This is a genomic window from Corynebacterium sp. HMSC074C11, from assembly GCF_001809455.1.
Classification (GTDB): Bacteria; Actinomycetota; Actinomycetes; order Mycobacteriales; family Mycobacteriaceae; genus Corynebacterium; species Corynebacterium amycolatum.
In genome coordinates, this window is the sequence record NZ_KV797725.1 from 1 (window position 1) to 17,322 (window position 17,322).

At 60.3% G+C, this 17,322-nt stretch carries 16 protein-coding genes; all 16 read right to left on the reverse strand.

Annotation, left to right across the window (positions count from 1 at the left end; genetic code table 11):
* Positions 1 to 328: 328 nt before the first annotated feature.
* Entirely contained in the window at positions 329 to 1,606 is a 1,278-nt protein-coding gene (gene tyrS, locus HMPREF2614_RS02510; protein ID WP_038629019.1) for a tyrosine--tRNA ligase, read from the reverse strand.
* 39 nt (positions 1,607 to 1,645) lie between these two features.
* Positions 1,646 to 2,251 carry a DNA-3-methyladenine glycosylase gene (locus HMPREF2614_RS02515; RefSeq protein ID WP_052155611.1) on the reverse strand — a complete coding sequence of 202 codons (606 nt, stop codon included), beginning with the start codon at positions 2,249 to 2,251 and terminating at the stop codon, positions 1,646 to 1,648.
* Positions 2,252 to 2,296: 45 nt separating this feature from the next.
* The gene (locus HMPREF2614_RS02520; protein WP_038625618.1) at positions 2,297 to 2,470 is read right to left on the reverse strand and encodes a Trm112 family protein; all 174 of its coding nucleotides are present in this window, start codon (positions 2,468 to 2,470) and stop codon (positions 2,297 to 2,299) included.
* A 56-nt stretch (positions 2,471 to 2,526) separates the two neighbouring features.
* Positions 2,527 to 3,966: an argininosuccinate lyase gene (gene argH, locus HMPREF2614_RS02525; RefSeq protein WP_038625620.1), complete on the reverse strand. Its 1,440-nt coding sequence runs from the start codon at positions 3,964 to 3,966 to the stop codon at positions 2,527 to 2,529.
* Positions 3,967 to 4,011: 45 nt separating this feature from the next.
* A complete protein-coding gene (locus HMPREF2614_RS02530; RefSeq protein ID WP_038625621.1) occupies positions 4,012 to 5,211 on the reverse strand; it encodes an argininosuccinate synthase in 1,200 nt (399 codons plus the stop codon).
* Between the two features lie 49 nt (positions 5,212 to 5,260).
* Positions 5,261 to 5,743: an arginine repressor gene (locus HMPREF2614_RS02535; protein WP_038625622.1), complete on the reverse strand. Its 483-nt coding sequence runs from the start codon at positions 5,741 to 5,743 to the stop codon at positions 5,261 to 5,263.
* Between the two features lie 4 nt (positions 5,744 to 5,747).
* Entirely contained in the window at positions 5,748 to 6,689 is a 942-nt protein-coding gene (gene argF, locus HMPREF2614_RS11165) for an ornithine carbamoyltransferase (protein ID WP_070560044.1), read from the reverse strand.
* Positions 6,690 to 6,695: 6 nt separating this feature from the next.
* Positions 6,696 to 7,901 (reverse strand): acetylornithine transaminase, encoded by a 1,206-nt coding sequence (locus tag HMPREF2614_RS11170; protein ID WP_070560046.1) that lies wholly within the window; start codon positions 7,899 to 7,901, stop codon positions 6,696 to 6,698.
* Between the two features lie 59 nt (positions 7,902 to 7,960).
* A complete protein-coding gene (gene argB / locus HMPREF2614_RS02550) occupies positions 7,961 to 8,854 on the reverse strand; it encodes an acetylglutamate kinase (protein ID WP_005511727.1) in 894 nt (297 codons plus the stop codon).
* A gap of 21 nt (positions 8,855 to 8,875) precedes the next feature.
* Positions 8,876 to 10,084 (reverse strand): bifunctional glutamate N-acetyltransferase/amino-acid acetyltransferase ArgJ, encoded by a 1,209-nt coding sequence (gene argJ, locus HMPREF2614_RS02555; protein ID WP_070560048.1) that lies wholly within the window; start codon positions 10,082 to 10,084, stop codon positions 8,876 to 8,878.
* Complete coding sequence (gene argC / locus HMPREF2614_RS02560) at positions 10,081 to 11,121, reverse strand: N-acetyl-gamma-glutamyl-phosphate reductase (protein ID WP_187402650.1); 1,041 nt, start codon at positions 11,119 to 11,121, stop codon at positions 10,081 to 10,083. The genes argJ and argC overlap by 4 nt, the downstream gene beginning before the upstream one ends.
* 194 nt (positions 11,122 to 11,315) lie before the next feature.
* Complete coding sequence (locus HMPREF2614_RS02565) at positions 11,316 to 12,152, reverse strand: trypsin-like serine protease (RefSeq protein WP_070560052.1); 837 nt, start codon at positions 12,150 to 12,152, stop codon at positions 11,316 to 11,318.
* A gap of 27 nt (positions 12,153 to 12,179) precedes the next feature.
* On the reverse strand, positions 12,180 to 14,672 hold the full coding sequence (pheT, locus tag HMPREF2614_RS02570) for a phenylalanine--tRNA ligase subunit beta (protein WP_070560054.1): 2,493 nt from the start codon (positions 14,670 to 14,672) through the stop codon (positions 12,180 to 12,182).
* Between the two features lie 32 nt (positions 14,673 to 14,704).
* Positions 14,705 to 15,754, reverse strand: coding sequence for a phenylalanine--tRNA ligase subunit alpha (pheS, locus tag HMPREF2614_RS02575; protein ID WP_070429629.1), 1,050 nt, complete (start codon positions 15,752 to 15,754; stop codon positions 14,705 to 14,707).
* A gap of 98 nt (positions 15,755 to 15,852) precedes the next feature.
* Complete coding sequence (locus HMPREF2614_RS02580; protein ID WP_070560056.1) at positions 15,853 to 16,683, reverse strand: TrmH family RNA methyltransferase; 831 nt, start codon at positions 16,681 to 16,683, stop codon at positions 15,853 to 15,855.
* A gap of 178 nt (positions 16,684 to 16,861) precedes the next feature.
* On the reverse strand, positions 16,862 to 17,245 hold the full coding sequence (rplT, locus tag HMPREF2614_RS02585; protein ID WP_005511721.1) for a 50S ribosomal protein L20: 384 nt from the start codon (positions 17,243 to 17,245) through the stop codon (positions 16,862 to 16,864).
* Between the last annotated feature and the right edge of the window lie 77 nt (positions 17,246 to 17,322).

A 17,322-nucleotide genomic window follows, 5' to 3' on the forward strand; every position in this document is an offset into this window, starting at 1 on the left:
ACACACCCCACCTAAAGACACAAAACCCCAGGTAGATTGATGCGTACTAGCGTATTGCCTGTGCAGTAGAGCGATTCACCAAGGACCGGAAGCCCCCTCCCCTTAACGAAAGCCGATAGCTTTCGCTCATCACTACCACCTTGGCTCCGGTTTCTACGCTCCCCTAAAACAACCAAAGCTCCGGACTGACCAGGAGTCAATGATTCTGAAATCATCATTCTCCTAGCTTGCCCGGAGCCTTAGCCCAGCTACCTAAAAAGAATCAAGCCGCATAAACGCCGATTGATCTAGAGGCCAACAACGCACCTACACGGAGACCAACCAGCACCTACACGAACTTCACACCAGCGAAGTTCTTCTTACCGCGGCGCAGCACAATCCACTTGCCATGCAGCAGATCCTCGGCAGCTGGTTCCCACGCTTCGTCCTCGATGCGCTGGTTATTGGCGTAGGCGCCACCTTCCTTAATGGTGCGGCGTGCTTCGCCCTTCGACTTAGCAAGACCCGCAGCAACCAGGAGGTCAACGACCGTTCGCGGTTCACCCTCGGCAATCTCCGCAACCTCGGTCTCAGAGACAGCACCTACCAGAGTGGCCTCGTCCAGCTCAGTCAGCTCAGCGCGTCCAAACAGCGCCTGCGCTGCTAGCTCCACTGCCTTGGTGGCCTCTTCGCCGTGAACCAGATTGGTCATCTCCTGAGCAAGGCGGCGCTGCGCTTCACGCTTGAACGGACGCTCCGCAACAGCGACCTCGTACTCCGCAATTTCCTCCTGAGTCAGGAAGGTGAACCAACGCAGGTAGTCAATAACAACCGAGTCACCAGCGTTGAGGAAGTACTGGTACCAGGAGTACGGCGAGGTCTTCTCAGCATCCAGCCACAACTTGCCGCCACCGGTGGACTTACCGAACTTCTGCCCCTGCGCATCAGTCACCAGCGGCACGGTCAGGCCGTGCACCTTAGCGCCGTCGATACGCCTGTTCAAATCGACACCAGAGACGATGTTGCCCCACTGATCGCCGCCGCCAATCTGCAGCACACAATCGTAGTTGCGGCGCAGCTGCACATAGTCGTTGGACTGCAGCAGCATGTAGGAAAACTCGGTGTAAGAGATGCCGTCGGACTCGAGGCGGCGCTTGACGGTGTCGCGGTCGAGCATGGTGTTGAGGGAGAAGTTCTTGCCCACATCGCGAAGGAAGTCAATGACGGACATATTCATAGTCCAGTCCGCATTATTGACCATCGTCGCCGGGGCCTCGCCCTCAAAGTCAATAAAACGACGCAGCTGGCCCTTGATGGCCTCCAGGTTGTGCTCAATGGCGTCCTGGCTGAGCATCGAACGCTCACCGACATCACGCGGATCGCCGATGAAGCCCGTAGCACCGCCTGCCAGTGCAATTGGGTGGTGACCGGCCAGCTGGAAACGACGCAACATAATCATCGGAACCAGGTGGCCCGCGTGCAGCGAATCGCCCGTTGGGTCAAAACCGCAATACAGAGTAATCGGGTTTTCGCACGCCTCGCGCAGCGCGTCAACATCGGTGGACTGATTAATCAGGCCACGCCACTGTAGTTCGTCGATAATGTTCTGTTCAGTCACGTCCTCCATCGTAACGTTTCGCTTGCCGACGTTCACCGCGAGGGTGACCTAGAACTCCTCAACCGCCTTCTTGTGGCGCCGATAGGCTGAGACTGAATCGTCCGGCAGCCACAGCCGCCACGGCCTATTCGCAGCTCGGCGAACGCCCACGCGCGGGCCTGCGTGGATGTCGCTAACTAAATCGGCGGTCTCCGGCTGCGCCACAAACACGCGTGACGACGGATCCAGCGCATCTGCCCCATAGTCGCTTAGGTCAAGGCCAAGCGCCTGACCAACATTGCCCGGACCACGTCCGAGACCCGCAACCGCAGGCTTTTCACCACGGCGACGTCGCACCGCATCCATACCCTGCTCAATGCGAACGGAACGGACTAATACTCCCCCGCCCGTGCCGTCCGTAGCGCTAGTGATGTTGGCACAAAAGTGGATGCCATAGGAGCGGTAGATATACCAATGCCCCGCCGGGCCAAACATGGCGCGATTGCGTTCGGTCGGCCCCATAAAGCAGTGCGCTGCCGGGTCGGGATAGCGCTGGTCAGCTGGACCGCCGTAGGCCTCGACCTCGGTGATGGTGGCGGTGACATCCTCAGCGGGGATGACAATTACGCACCCGAGCAGCGTCCGCGCAGCCTCGATAGGAGCTCCCGACAGCATAGTGCGGTCGAGGACGCTGTAGCCGTCGGGAAGCGGGAAAGGCAATTATTTGTCCCAGGTGATAGCTTCGTCAGAAAGCATGACCGGAATGCCGTCGTCGATGCGGTAGGCGATTTTCAGACGGGGGTTGACCAGCACCTGCTCGTCTTCGAGGTATTCAAGCGGCCCCTTGTCACGCGGGCAAGCGAGGATATCAAGGAGTTTCGGATCAAGGCTCATAGTCCACTACCTTACCGAACTGAATTGCCAGGGTGTCACGATGGCTGTCCGAACACTTAACTGCGAACCGGCTTTTCAGCCCACTGCTTTAGCTCAGTGTTCTTCTCGTCGACACGAGCGAGCTGCTCTGCAACACGCACTCCCGCGGTACCACCACGGGTGTCGCGGGAAGCGACAGCGCCGTCGATAGTAAGCACTTCGCGGACCTTCGGAGTCAGTGCCGGGTGGACACCGGCGAGGTCCTCGTCGGAAAGCTCGTCCAGACCGATACCGCCCTTGGACTCTGCGATGCGGACGCACTGGCCGGATGCCTCGTGAGCGTCACGGAAAGGTACGCCTTCGCGGACCAGCCATTCAGCCAGGTCAGTGGCCAGGGTGTAGCCTGCCGGAGCGAGCTCGCGCAGACGATCCTCGTGGAAGGTCAGCGTTGCCACCAGACCGGTCAATGCCGGCAGCAGCAGGGTCAGCTGCTCGACCGAGTCCACCAGAGGCTCCTTGTCCTCCTGGAGGTCACGGTTGTAAGCCAGCGGCTGAGCCTTCAGCGTGGCCATGAGCCCTGCAAGATTACCAATCAGACGACCGGTCTTACCGCGAGTCAGCTCTGCCACGTCCGGGTTCTTCTTCTGCGGCATGATGGAGGAACCAGTCGACCAGGCATCAGCCAGAGTGACGTAGCCGTACTCAGGGGTGGCCCAGTAGATGATTTCCTCTGCCAGACGCGACATATCCACGGCAATCTGGGCGAAGACGAATGCCGCCTCAGAGGCGAAATCACGCGAAGAGGTGCCGTCAATGGAGTTGTCCGTGGCAGAGTCGAAGCCGAGCTCCTCAGCGATGGCCTCCGGATCCAAATGCAGCGAGGATCCTGCCAGCGCACCAGAGCCGTACGGGGATACAGCCAAACGACGGTCGAGATCGCGTATACGGTCGAGATCACGCAGCAGCGGATGCGCATGTGCCAGCAACTGGTGCGCCAGCAGCACCGGCTGAGCCGCCTGAGAGTGAGTCTTGCCCGGCATGATGGCATCCGGATGTGCCTTGGACTGAGCAACCAGGGCGCCGACCAGGTCCGTGACATCCAGTGCGATACCGCGCACGGCATCGCGCAGCCACATGCGGAACAAGGTTGCCACCTGGTCATTGCGGGAACGTCCAGCGCGCAGGCGACCGCCGACCTCCGGGCCGACGCGGTCAATCAGACCGCGCTCCATGGCCCCGTGGACGTCCTCATCCGTCGCCTCTGGACCAAACTCGCCGGAGGCAACGTCGCGGCCGAGCTGATCAAGGCCTGCAATCATGGTGTCAAAGTCGGCATCGCTGAGCAGCCCGCGAGCATGCAGCACTCGGGCGTGGGCCTTGGACGCAAGAACGTCGTAAGGCGCGAGCACCCAGTCGAAATGGGTGGACTTGCTCAATGCAGCCATCGCCTCGGACGGGCCACCCGCAAAGCGGCCGCCCCACAGGGAGCCTTCGTTGGTACCGTGCTTTTCGACCATTGTCTTTTCCAATAGGCCTTTCGCTCTAGTCGCTCTGGAGAATCTTTACAGGTTGAAGTCGCGCTTTGCGGCCATCTTCGAGGACAGGCCGTGCAGCTCGACAAAACCGCGAGCCAGGGTCTGGTCGAAGGTGTCGCCCTCGTCGTAGGTAGCCAGGTTGAAGTCGTACAGCGAGGTGTTCGAACGGCGACCGTTGACGTTGCAGTGACCAGCGTGCATGACCATGCGGATATCACCGGAAACGCCCTTCTGGGACTCCTCGATGAAGGCATCCAGCGCGCGCTTCAGCGGCGAGAACCACAGGCCGTCGTAGACCAGGTTGGCCCACTCGCCTTCGACCTGGCGCTTGTAACGAGCCAGCTCACGCTCAACGGTGACGTCCTCGAGCGCTGCGTGTGCGGCCATGATGGCAATTGCGCCCGGAGCCTCGTAGATCTCGCGGGACTTAATGCCGACCAGTCGGTCTTCAACCATGTCCAGACGACCGATGCCCTGAGCACCAGCGCGGCGGTTCATCTCTTCGATGGCCTCGAGCACGGAAACCTTCTTGCCGTCGATGGCAGTCGGCTTACCATCCTCGAAGGAGATGATGACCTCATCCGGAGAGTTGAAGTTCAGGGTCGGATCCTCGGTGTACGCGTAGACATCCTTGGTCGGTGCGTTCCACAGGTCCTCCAGGTAGCCGGTCTCAATGGCGCGACCGAACAGGTTCTGGTCAATGGAGAACGGCGACGACTTGGACTGCTCAATCGGCAGACCCTTTTCCTCAGCGAAGGCGATGGCCTTATCGCGGGTCCACGCGAAGTCACGAGCCGGAGCGATGATCTTCAGATCCGGTGCGGTGTTGGCGAAACCGACCTCGAAACGGACCTGGTCATTGCCCTTACCGGTGCAACCGTGAGCAACGTGGGTGCCACCGAACTCCTCTGCCGCCTTCGCCATGTGCTTAACAATCAGCGGGCGAGACAGTGCAGAAACCAGCGGGTACTGCTTCATGTAGAGACCATTTGCCTTAATGGTCGGCAGGCAGTACTCCTCGGCGAACTCGTCCTTAGCGTCGACAACGACAGCTTCGACAGCGCCGGCGTCCAGAGCGCGCTGACGCACGGACTCCATGTCCTCGCCGCCCTGTCCGACATCGATAGAAACTGCGACGACCTCGCCGTCGGTCATTTCCTTGAGGTACGGAATAGCAACGGTGGTATCGAGGCCACCAGAGTAAGCAAGAATAACCCGGTTGGTCATAGGGTAAGCGCTCCTTTAATCGGTGCTTTAAAGCATTTCGTGAAATAGTTTACTGGTTCGTTCCGGCGGCTAGACGCTGGGCTAGGTCAGCGCCGGAAAGTGGTTCTCTAGCCAGGCACATTACGGTGTCATCTCCCGCAATTGTGCCAACGATTTCTTTGAGTCCCGCACGGTCAATCACACTGGCTAGATACTGTGCGGCTCCCGGTGGTGTACGCACAACCGCGATGGTGCCCGAATGATCAATGGAGACCAGCAGCTCGTCTAAAACGCGCCGCATCCTGGCCACCGCCCCGCTGGAGACAGCGAGTGCATCTTCGACGATGGAATAACGCGAACCGTTGACTCCATCGCGAATCTTTCGGGCGCCCAGCTCATCGAGGTCTCTAGACAACGTCGCCTGCGCAATCTCAATGCCTTCGTCGGCAAGCAGCTCGACGAGCTGAACCTGACTGGACACGTGATGCTGCGCCAACAGGTCAGCGATGCGCGTCTGCCGAGCTGTGCGAGAACCTGGTTGTGCTGCGGTCATGACCTTACTGCCTCTCCACCAGCCAGGTCAGCAACGCCTTCTGAGCGTGCATGCGGTTTTCCGCCTCGTCAAAGACTACCGACTGCGGGCCATCGATGACCTCGGCAGTAACTTCGTTGCCGCGGTATGCCGGCAGGCAGTGCAGGAAGATGGCATCCTCATTTGCCTTCGCCATCAGCTCAGCGTTGATCTGGTACGGCAGAAACGGAGTGCGACGATCCAGGCCGTCGTTCTCCTGCCCCATGCTGACCCAGGTATCGGTGATGACAACGTCGGCACCGGCAATGGCCTCATCGACGTCTGCGGTCACGGCCACGGCCGCACCGGTCTGCTCCGCGACCTTCTTGGCGCGGTCGACGTAGACCTGCTCCGGCTGGAAGGTCTCCGGTGCACAGATGGTGACGTCCAGCCCTGCGGTGGCGAAGCCTACTAGGTAGGAGTTGGCCATGTTGTTGGCACCATCGCCGAAGTAGACAGCCTTCTTGCCACGCAGTCCCGCCTGGCCTTCTTCCGGGCACTTGTGCTCGATGATGGTCTGCAGGTCAGCGAGAATCTGGCACGGGTGGAACTCGTCGGAAAGTGCGTTGACAATCGGCACCGTCGCAGTTTCAGACATGGCCTCCAGCCCTGACTGTGCGTAGGTACGCCACACGATTGCCGAGACAAAACGGCTGAGCACAGCAGCGGTGTCCTGGTAGGTTTCGCCCTTGCCCATCTGCGAGTTTCCGGTTTCGACCACAATCGCGTTGCCGCCCAGAGCCGCAATACCAGCGTCGAAGGAGAAACGGGTACGAGTCGACGTCTTGTCGAACAGCACCGCAACCGACTGCGGCCCCTCAAACGGCCGGCGGGAGTACGGTGCTGCCTTTAGCTCTGCAGCCAACTGCAGCACCTCAGCCTGCTCCTGCGGAGTCAGGTCATCATCGGCGAGAAAATGACGGAGCATCAGTTCCTAATTCCTTCCATTGTTTGCGACAGCCTCAGCGGCGTCGTTCAGGCAGGTATCAATCAACTCGACGGCACGGTTGATTTCCTCATCGCTAAGATTCAGCGGCGGCACGATGCGCAGCACATTCGCCTGTGGTGCATTCAAAATGACTCCGTGCTCATAGCCGGCGTTAACCGCTTCCTTAGCCAGGTTCTCGCACAGCACCAGCCCAAGCATGAAGCCTCGACCACGCACGTGATCGACATGGCTTAACGACGCAAGCTTGCGAGCCAGAACCTTGCCCTTCTCGGTGACTCGATCGAGCAGCTTTTCTTCTTCCAGCGTCTCGATAACGGACAAACCAGCGGCGGCACAGACCGGGTTGCCACCGAAGGTGGTGCCGTGCGCACCTGGGGTGAACAGTTCTGCTGCGCGGCCGTTAGCGATGACAGCGCCCAACGGCAGTCCGCCGCCGAGCCCCTTAGCCAGGGTCATAACATCCGGCACGATGCCATCGTGCTGATGGGCAAACCACTGGCCGGTACGGCCAATGCCGGTCTGCACTTCGTCGACAATCATGAGGACGTCGAAGCGCTTGGTCAGTTCGCGGACGTCGGCGAGGTATCCCTCTGGCGGTGCGACCACGCCGGTCTCACCCTGAATTGGTTCCAGAATCACCGCTGCGACACCCAACGGATCGGATTCGATGGTCTTGGTAAGGAAGTCAATGTCACCGTAGGGCACGAACTCGACTCCACCCGGCATCGGTTCGAACGGGGTGCGCTTGTCCGGCTGACCGGTCATGGCAAGTGCTCCCATGGTGCGGCCGTGGAACCCGTGGTGGGTCGCGATAATACGGTTGCGCCCCGTCAAACGCGCCAGCTTGAATGCAGCCTCGTTGGCCTCGGTGCCGGAATTGCAGAACATAACCCGGGTGTCATCGGTGTCCCAGCCAGTGAGCTCAATGAGCTTCTCACCCAGTGCCAGTGGCGGCTCAGAGGCGAAGATGTTGGACACGTGCCCCAGCGTGGAAATCTGCTTGGACACGGCTTCCACGATCGCCGGATGCGCGTGACCCAACGCGTTGACTGCAATACCGGCGAGCAGGTCCAGGTATTCCTTGCCCTCGGAATCCGTGACAATAGCGCCCTTACCCTGCACAAGCTCAATGCGCGGCGTGCCGTAATTGTTCATCATCGTGTGTTGCCACTGCTGCTTGAAGTCGCTCATGTCGTCTTTCGACCTGCCTAACGTGTGTGTAGGTAAATTCTTGTCCGTCTTTTTCTGCCTTATCCGGGCTCTACCATTGTGCCGATACCGCCGGAAGTCATCAGCTCCAGCAGCACCGAGTGTGGCTGGCGGCCATCGATAACGTGGGCCGCAGGCACTCCCTGATCCACTGCGTTCAGGCAGGACTCCATCTTCGGAATCATGCCCGAGTCCAGCGTCGGAAGGATTTCTCGCAGGTGCGAAGTGGAAATCTTGGACACCAGCGAATCGCGGTTCGGCCAATCCGTGTAGAGACCCTCGACATTAGTCAGAATCACCAGACGGTTCGCGTTAATTGCCGATGCCAGTGCACCTGCTGCCGTGTCGGCGTTGATGTTGTAGACCTCTTTGCCGTCAGCGGACGGCGCAATCGTGGAGACCACCGGAATACGGCCGGCATCAATCAGGTCCAATAGCGTTTCCGAGTGCACCTCGGTGATATTGCCAACCAGCCCGATATCTGTCTCCTTGCCACCGACGTTTACCGTGCGTCGAGTACCGGTGAACAGGCCACCGTCCTCACCAGAGGTACCTACCGCATACGGCCCGTAGGCGTTGATGAGGTTCACTAGTTCGCGGCCGACCTGCCCGAAGAGAACCATGCGGACAATTTCCATGACCTCCGGAGTCGTGACGCGGAAACCGCCTCGGAACTCTCCCTCCAGCCCCAGGCGCTTGAGCATCGACGAAATCTGAGGACCGCCACCGTGGACAACCACCGGCTTCACACCCACGGTGCGCAGGAAAACCATGTCCTGCGCGAAGGCCTTCTTCAGTTTCAGGTCGGTCATCGCGTTACCGCCGTACTTGACCACCACAATCTTGTCACGGTGGTGCTGCAGCCACGGCAGGGCTTCCGCCAGCACATGTGCCCGCTGTTCGAAGGACAGCCCTTCGGTCAACTGGTGAACCATTGCAGAGTCTCCTCAAAACCTTTAGGACGAATATGCCGAGTTGATGTGAACGTAATCGTGGGAAAGGTCCGTCGTACGAATCGTGGCCTCTTCCGGATTACCAGTACCGAGGTCAACCTCAACGGCGATGTCCTTGCCGGACAGATCCACTTCACGAGCATCAGGCGTGCCACCAGTATCGCGACAGACTACGTGACCGTTGAAGGAAACCGTGATGTGCTCCGGATCCATATCCACCGGCGCGGTGCCGACAGCCGCCAACACACGACCCCAGTTCGGGTCCGAACCGAACATCGCACACTTGAAGAGGTTGTCGCGGCCGATAATGCGAGCAGCTACCAGGGCATCTTCAGCGCCACCGGTGCCACGCACGGTCACCGACACACGTTTGGTCACGCCTTCGGCGTCCGACTGCATCTGGCGTGCGATGGAATCACACACGCTGAGCACTGCCTGATCGAGCTCCTCCTGCGAGGGCTTCACGCCAGAGGCACCGTTGGCCAAAATGATGACGGTGTCATTGGTGGAGGTGGAGCCATCAATATCTAGGCGGTTAAACGTAACCTCGCTCGCCTTGGCAATAGCCTCGTGCGCCATTTCTGCGCTTACCGACGCATCCGTCGTAATCACACCGAGCATCGTGGCCATCGACGGGCTAATCATGCCAACACCCTTGCCCATAGCACCGACAGTGAATCCGTCACCATGCGCAACGGCCTGCTTTGCCACCAAGTCAGTGGTCAAGATGGCCTCTGCTGCAGCCGTACCTGCGGCGACATCGCCGCCCAGTTTCTCAATCAGCTTCGGCACACCTGCCAGCACAATGTCCATCGGCAACCGGTCACCAATCAAGCCAGTGGAACAGGCGCCAATCTCGGTAACGTCGACGCCGAGCCCATCTGCGACCTTTTGGCAAACTTCGAGGGCGTCGGCAATACCCGGCTGACCATTGCAGGCGTTGGCATTGCCGGAGTTCAGCACCACTGCCGACAGCTTGCCGTCAGCGATGTGCTTCTTGGATACCGTCACCGGCGCAGCCTGGACACGGTTGGTGGTAAAGACAGCCGCCGCGGTCTTCTCCGGCCCCTGGTTTACGATGAGCGCCATGTCCGGGTTTCCGCTGACCTTGATGCCGGCAATGACACCGCTGGCCGCGAACCCCTGAGGTGCACATACGCCGCCTTCGTCACCAGCGACGTTGACAAGACCTTCTTTTTCTTCCTTCATCATGGGGCAACTCCTACCAGTGGAAGTCCTGCAGCTTCATTCTGTCCAGTAACCAAATTCATGCACTGAACTGCGGCACCACCGGTGCCCTTTGTCAGATTGTCAATCGCCGAGGTCAGCACCAGGCGCTTGGCGCGTTCATCTACCTCGACCTGAATCTGAACCAAGTTAGAGCCAATTACCGACTGTGTCTGCGGCAGCAGCCCTTCGGCCAACACCTGCACAAACGGCTCATCCTTGTAGAACTCGAGGTAGGCTTCCCGTGCGGCTGCCTCCGTAACCCCGTCGACAAGCGGGGCGGTAATAGTGGTGAGAATGCCGCGCGACGTCGGGGCGAGTACGGGCGTGAAGCTGACGGTGAGATCCTCTGCGTACGGTTTGAGGTTCTGCAGGAACTCTGCGGTGTGGCGGTGCCTGCCCGCAGTGTTGTAGGCGCGGAGATTGCCCATAACCTCGGACCCGAGCAGGGGCACAGCCGCCTTCTTGCCCGCACCGGAGGTACCGGTGATGGAAACAACGGACAGGTCCGGCTTAACCAGGTTCTTTGCAACTGCCGGCAGCGCCGTAATTGTACCCCCAGTGGGGAAACAACCCGGCACAGCAATGCGCTTCGAAGCAGCCACTACTTCCCTGTTGCCCGGCAGCTCTGGAATACCGTAAGTCCAGGTACCGGCGTACTCCGAGCCGTAGTAGTGCTCCCACTCAGCGGCATCCTGCAGGCGGAAATCCGCGCCGCAGTCAATAATCACCGTGTCATCCCCCAACTGCTCTGCAATCGCAGCCGAATGACCGTGGGGCAGACCGAGGAACACCACGTCATGTCCAGCGAGTGTGTCACCATTAGTCGGCTCAATACGACGGTCAGCCAAAGGTGCCACATGAGGCATAATGTCGCCCACACGAGCACCCGCGTTGGATGCTCCCGTCAGTGCGCCGATGGTTAGTTCGCCGGAAAGGTACGCCGGGTGCGACAACAGGATGCGGAGGATCTCTCCTCCTGCGTAACCGGTCGCACCGGCAATGGCAACGGAAATACTCATGTCAAACATTCAACACTTTTATTCACTGCGTTGCAAGATATTCATAGAATTCGTTGCCAAAGTGCTGGAATCCTACCAATGTGACGTGAGTGATTTATGAATATAACGCCGTCGTCGGTACATACACTTCGCTCAACCAGCACGCCGGACTATTCAACACCGGACTACTCAACGCCGGGCTACTCAACGCCGGACTATTCAACTACGACGCTTGACTCCTGGCTCATCACACCATCTGCCCACTGCGCCACCGATGACGTCGTGGTGTAGAGATAGTAACCCGACTCCTCCGGTGCGACGCTGCCATCAAAAGCCACCGCACCCGAGAACACCGCGGCCAGCTGGCCGTCGATAAAGAGTGGTCCGCCCGAATCGCCCACCTGCAACGCCGCGGGTCGCTCCATGTGCGCCAACACTGAGTCTTCCCGCACGCACTGCTGATACTTCACCGGGCACATCGACGCGGTGACGGTCGCCATCGGCAGCGCGCCATCCGCAACATCGCCGAGCAGCGATCGCCCATAGACCGTGCCTGCCGTTTCTTGCTCCGAAAACGCTTGACGACGTTCCATTGCGGGATACTCCCGAAGAGCTGCATCGCCCGCAAGGTGAATAAGCACTACGTCACCGCTGGGCGCAATCTCCCAGCGATCAATCGGTACACGCCGGGCATCCGGGCCGGAACCGACCTCGACTTCCCCAACCTGCTGCGGGACATCACGCACGCAGTGAGCTGCGGTCATTACCCACTGCGGGGCGATTGCAGTTCCCGTGCAAAAGTTTCCGGTATGGGGACTGGTCCGGACCATGACCGACACCACGGAGTCCGCCGCCGCACTGGGCGCAGCAGCCTCCCCACCAACCAGCGCAGCCGCACTCGGCGCGCCGGTGAGCAATAGACCTGCCGTGACAGCAGCTGCAGCCACAGTCGCCGCAGGCTTCGCACTGCTCACAGCGCGCGCTCCGACGCGCTGCTCTCGTGCCTCTGCGCTATTCAGCCTGTTGTCGCGGTGCCGCAAGATGCCAATCATGGGTATCTCTCCCTGGGGCCTCCCCTTTTAGCCGCGCAGCTGAGCGCCGTGACGGGTAGTGGCCAACTCAATGGCCGCCTCGCGAGCTGCGGAAGCTTCCTCTTCCTTCAGCGTACGGTCCGGTGCGCGGAAACGCAGGGAGTACGCCAGTGAGCGAACGCCTTCGCCCATCTGCTCGGAACGGTAAACATCGAAGACACGGATGGATTCGAGGAGCTCACCGGCACCTTCCACCAGAGTCTTCTCCACCTCTGCGGCAGAGACCTCATCGCTGACAACAAGCGCGACGTCCTGGTGGACGGCCGGGAACGGGCTGAGTACCGGCGCCGGCAGGTGCTCCGTCACTGGCAGTGCATCGAGATTGATCTCCATAGCGCAGGTGCGCTCCGGCAGACCAGCATCCTTGCACACCTTCGGGTGCAGCTCACCGGCGTGGCCGACGACGTGACCGTCGACAAACAGCTCAGCGCAGCGGCCCGGGTGCCACGGCAGCACCTCAGCGTTACGGATCTCCAGCTCGACGTTGGCGGCGCGGGCAACAATGCGTGCAGCTTCGATGGCATCGGCGACGGTGTACGCGGCCTCATTGCCCCACGGGCTGTCCAGGCGGATCCGCCCACAGGCGACAGTGGCGACGTGCAGTGGCTGCTCCGGCAGCGAGTCCAGAAGCTCAGCGCGCTCGGCCTCGCTCGGCAAGCCGGCAGTCGACGGCATCGGCGAGACACCGTTACCGCGCTCGATGGATACCTGCTCCACACCGTAGAGCGACAGGTCGACCTGGCCGCGAGCAACATTGCGCTTCAGCGACTCCAGCATGGACGGCAGCAGAGTCGTGCCCAGCTGAGCGTGGTCGGACTCCAACGGGTTGATGACCTTGACGGTGTTACGACGCGGGTCATCAGCGTCCAGGCCCCAGACGTCGAATACATCGTTGGCAATGAACGGCGTCGGCAGAATCTCCAGGTAGCCATTGTGGGCCAACGCGTGACCGACGAAGCGGCGGCGCAGCTGACGCTCGGTCAGACCGCGACCGGCCGGAGCGATTGGAAGGATAACCGGAATGTCTTCCAGACCCTCCAGTCGCAGGATTTCCTCAACCAGATCAGCGGACATGGTCAGATCCGAGCGCCAGGTTGGCGGAGTGACAGCCAGGCGGTCACCGTTGTCAACGACCTCGCAACCGACCTCGCGCAGGCGACCAATGACGGTTTCACGCGGGTAATCAACGCCCGCAACTTCGCTGGCGCGGTTGACGGCAAAGTCAATAGTCGGCATGGTGGCAACCTCGCCGAGCAGGGTGCGACCAGTGTCGATAGTGCCGCCGGCGATGTCAGCGAGCAGCTGGCAGGCCAAGTCCAGAGCCGGCTCGACAAGGGCGGTGTCCACGCCGCGCTCGAAACGTCGTGAAGCCTCGGAGCTCAGCTTGTGGCGGCGACCGCTGCGGAAGACGTGCAGCGGCGACCAGTTGGCGGCCTCGAAGACCACATCGGTGGTGTCGTCGGCAATCTCGGAGGTAAGTCCGCCCATGATGCCGGCCAGTGACTGAATACCGTTGTCGTCGCAGATGACGACGTCCGCCGGGTCGAGCTTGCGGTCCACGTGGTCGAGAGTCGTCAGAGTCTCGCCGGCCTTAGAGTTGCGGATGTGCAGGCCACCAGCGATCTTAGAGCCATCGAAGGCGTGCATCGGCTGACCGAGCAGCAGCATCACGTAGTTGGTGACGTCCGTGGTCACGTTGACCGGACGCTGACCAGCCAGCAGCAGGCGGCGGCGCATCCACCATGGGGTCTCGGCGTTCGGATTGATGCCGGTGACACGGCGCAGACCAAAGCGGCGGGTGTCGGTGTCCTCGTCGATGGTGACATCCAGGATCTCACCTTCGACCGGTAGCTCCTTGACCTTGGCCGGATCGGCGAAGTCGAGGTTGAATGCGGAGCAAATCTCGCAGCCAAGACCGCGGGCCGACAGCGCATAACCGCGGTCCGGAGTGATGTTGACCTCGAATTTCTCGTCATCGAGACCGATGAACTCCTTGGCGCACGAACCCAGCTCAGCCGGGGCCGACGGGAGCGTCAGAATACCCGCGGAGGAATCGGTCATGCCCAGCTCAGCTTCGGAGCAGAGCATGCCGTTGGAAACCTTGCCGTAGGTCTTCCGTGCGGAAATCTCGAAACCACCCGGCAGCACGCAGCCCGGCAGTGCGACGACGACAATCGAGCCCTCTTCGAAGTTGCGGGCACCACAGATAATCTCCTGCAGTTCGCCGGTGCCATTGGCATCGCCGACGTTGACCTGACAGAAGCGAATTGGCTTCTTGAAGCCCTCGAGCTCCTCAATGTGGTCGACACGACCGAAAACCAGCGGACCTTCGATCTTCTCCAGCGGCTCGTGCCCCTCGGTTTCAAAACCAACGCGGACAAAGCCCTCATCCAGCTCGTCCGGGGTAACGGACCAGTCCGGGTTGATGGTGTTCTCTGGGCCGCGAACGATTTCAGTGACCCACGACTGTGGAATGAACATGTAAGTAAAACTCCTATCTGTAGGTCAGTGAATTAGCCGCGGATACCGAACGGCTGCGTGAAGCGAACGTCGCCTTCGACCATGTCGCGCATGTCGGTCAGACCGTTGCGGAACTGCAGGGTGCGCTCCAGGCCCATGCCGAACGCGAAGCCCGAGTACACCTCCGGGTCAATGCCGGAGGCCCGCAGCACGTTCGGGTTCACCATGCCGCAGCCGCCCCACTCGATCCAGCCGGCACCGCCCTTCTTGTTCGGGAACCAGACGTCAACCTCAGCCGACGGCTCGGTGAACGGGAAATAGTTGGTGCGCATACGGGTCTTGGTCTCCGGACCGAACAGCGCCTTTGCCATGTGATCCAGCGTGCCGCGCAGGTGCCCCATGGTCAGGCCCTTGTCCACAGCGAGCCCCTCGACCTGGTGGAAGACCGGGGTGTGGGTGGCATCGAGCTCATCGGTACGGAAGGTACGCCCCGGGCAGATAACGTAAATTGGCAGGTCACGCGACTGCAGAGTACGAACCTGAACTGGAGAGGTGTGCGTACGCAGCACCTGCTTGGATCCTTCCGGCGCAATGTGGAAAGTATCCTGCAGGGTACGAGCCGGGTGATCCGGCAGGAAGTTCAGCGCGTCAAAGTTGAAGTACTCGGCTTCGACCTCCGGGCCCTCGGCAACTTCCCACCCCATGCCCACGAAGATGTCACCGATCTGCTCGGACAGGATAGTAATTGGGTGCATACCGCCACGCTGGCCTCGCGTGGTGTCCACCGACACATCGATGCGCTCCGCGACCAGACGGCGCGCGTTTTCCTCTTCCTCCAGCACCGCAAGACGCTCTGCATAGTGCTTCTCGACGGCTCCGCGAACAACATTCACGCGACGACCAGCATCCTTGCGCTCAGCCTTCGGAATAGAGCCCAGCGCGCGGCGAGCCTGCGGAATGTAACCTTCATCCCCCAAGTGCTCACGACGGGCGGCAGAAAGCTCATCCAGGTTGCCGGCAGCGTCAAAGGCATCCGTGGCCTTCTGCGCAGCCGCCTGGAGGGCGTCCTCGGAAAGATCGATAGGATTTGGCGAATCGCTCACGTGTCAACCACTTCTATATAGGACTATCAGTTCTTGTGATGGAACAATCATAGTCGAGGATAACTGCACGCGTGCACGCACCTCACCATCGAGGTTTCCTACTTACCCCGAACCGTCTCCCACAGGCACATAGCCGCTGCGGTGGCGAGGTTCAACGACTCCGCCTCGCCCTTAATCGGGATGGCCACACTCGCCCCCGCCGAGGCCGTAATCTCCTCCGACAGGCCATGTGCTTCGTTGCCAAAAAGCCAGGCGACGGGACCGTCGGGAAGCGCATCAACGCCGAGTGTGAGAGCGCCATCCATCGCCGTAGCGAGGGTGGCAAAGCCCGCTTCCCTGACTCTCTCCACAACGACATCGATATCGCGCTCGCGTGCGACCGGTGTATGGAAAACAGACCCCGCAGAGGAACGCACGGCCTTCGAGTTCAAAGGGTCAACCGAATCGCCAGCAAGGATCACCGCACCAGCACCGAGGGCATCAGTCATGCGCACAATCGTGCCAACATTGCCCGGGTCATTGCACTCCACCGGAATCACCAGACAACCGGACTGCTTTCCAACCTCAATGGCCTCCTCCAACGAAGTGGACACCACACCTGTGTCGCAGACGGCGAAAAGCCCGGTAGTGGTGACGGTTTCGCTTAATGAGCGGGCGGCGGAGTCGTCGATAAGCGAAACAGACTTACGCTGCGTCCAAGATCCGAGATACCCCGTGAGCAGCTCACGGAACTGCTCGGCGGCGGGTGCCGTGACGAAGATTTCCACGACGGCCTCTGCGCGGATAGCCGCATCGACGGAATTGAAGCCCTCGACGAGGAAGCGCCCGGACTTCTTCCGCTTGGCCGCACGGTGGAGCTGAATAGCCGCCGAGACGCGTGGAGTGCGGGGAGTAAACGGCTCGTCGTTGAAGTACAGCGCAGAGTTCATAGTGATTAATCCTAGCGATGCGATTCGGGATTCATAACCGCCAGTGCGGATACGAAAAACCACCGCCGGGGTTATTCATAAACCCAATCGACGGTGGTTTTTTCAAAGATGTTGGCAAGACCGCGCTGCCAGTCGCAGGCGCTTGCCGACGCTACGTACGAGTTACCTCGTAGCTGCTTTACTTAGCAGCAGGAGCGTTGACGTCCTCCGGCAGAGCGTCCTTAGCAACCTTGACCAGAGCAGCGAATGCCTGCGGGTCGTTGACAGCCAGCTCAGCCAGGTTCTTACGGTCAACCTCAACGCCAGCCAGGTTCAGGCCCTGGACGAAGCGGTTGTAGGTGATGTCGTTAGCGCGGGCAGCAGCGTTGATGCGCTGAATCCACAGACGACGGAACTGCCCCTTACGGTGGCGGCGATCGCGGAACTCGTAAGTCTTGGAGTGGAGCATCTGCTCCTTGGCCTTGCGGTACAGGCGAGAGCGCTGACCACGGTAGCCCTTTGCGGAATCGAGAACTTCGCGACGCTTCTTCTTAGCGTTAACAGACCGCTTCACACGTGCCACGGTGATACTTCCTTTTCGTTGTCTTTAAGAACTAGTGAAATTAAGAGGGCGATTGCCCTGGGACGAGACTTGAAAAA

Bases quoted from the DNA above. Each gene is read 5' to 3' on its own strand.
- tyrS (WP_038629019.1), bottom strand. From the start codon at position 1,606: ATGGAGGACGTGACTGAACAGAACATTATCGACGAACTACAGTGGCGT.
- HMPREF2614_RS02515 (WP_052155611.1), bottom strand. From the start codon at position 2,251: ATGCTGTCGGGAGCTCCTATCGAGGCTGCGCGGACGCTGCTCGGGTGC.
- HMPREF2614_RS02520 (WP_038625618.1), bottom strand. From the start codon at position 2,470: ATGAGCCTTGATCCGAAACTCCTTGATATCCTCGCTTGCCCGCGTGAC.
- argH (WP_038625620.1), bottom strand. From the start codon at position 3,966: ATGGTCGAAAAGCACGGTACCAACGAAGGCTCCCTGTGGGGCGGCCGC.
- HMPREF2614_RS02530 (WP_038625621.1), bottom strand. From the start codon at position 5,211: ATGACCAACCGGGTTATTCTTGCTTACTCTGGTGGCCTCGATACCACC.
- HMPREF2614_RS02535 (WP_038625622.1), bottom strand. From the start codon at position 5,743: ATGACCGCAGCACAACCAGGTTCTCGCACAGCTCGGCAGACGCGCATC.
- argF (WP_070560044.1), bottom strand. From the start codon at position 6,689: ATGCTCCGTCATTTTCTCGCCGATGATGACCTGACTCCGCAGGAGCAG.
- HMPREF2614_RS11170 (WP_070560046.1), bottom strand. From the start codon at position 7,901: ATGAGCGACTTCAAGCAGCAGTGGCAACACACGATGATGAACAATTAC.
- argB (WP_005511727.1), bottom strand. From the start codon at position 8,854: ATGGTTCACCAGTTGACCGAAGGGCTGTCCTTCGAACAGCGGGCACAT.
- argJ (WP_070560048.1), bottom strand. From the start codon at position 10,084: ATGATGAAGGAAGAAAAAGAAGGTCTTGTCAACGTCGCTGGTGACGAA.
- argC (WP_187402650.1), bottom strand. From the start codon at position 11,121: ATGAGTATTTCCGTTGCCATTGCCGGTGCGACCGGTTACGCAGGAGGA.
- HMPREF2614_RS02565 (WP_070560052.1), bottom strand. From the start codon at position 12,152: ATGATTGGCATCTTGCGGCACCGCGACAACAGGCTGAATAGCGCAGAG.
- pheT (WP_070560054.1), bottom strand. From the start codon at position 14,672: ATGTTCATTCCACAGTCGTGGGTCACTGAAATCGTTCGCGGCCCAGAG.
- HMPREF2614_RS02580 (WP_070560056.1), bottom strand. From the start codon at position 16,683: ATGAACTCTGCGCTGTACTTCAACGACGAGCCGTTTACTCCCCGCACT.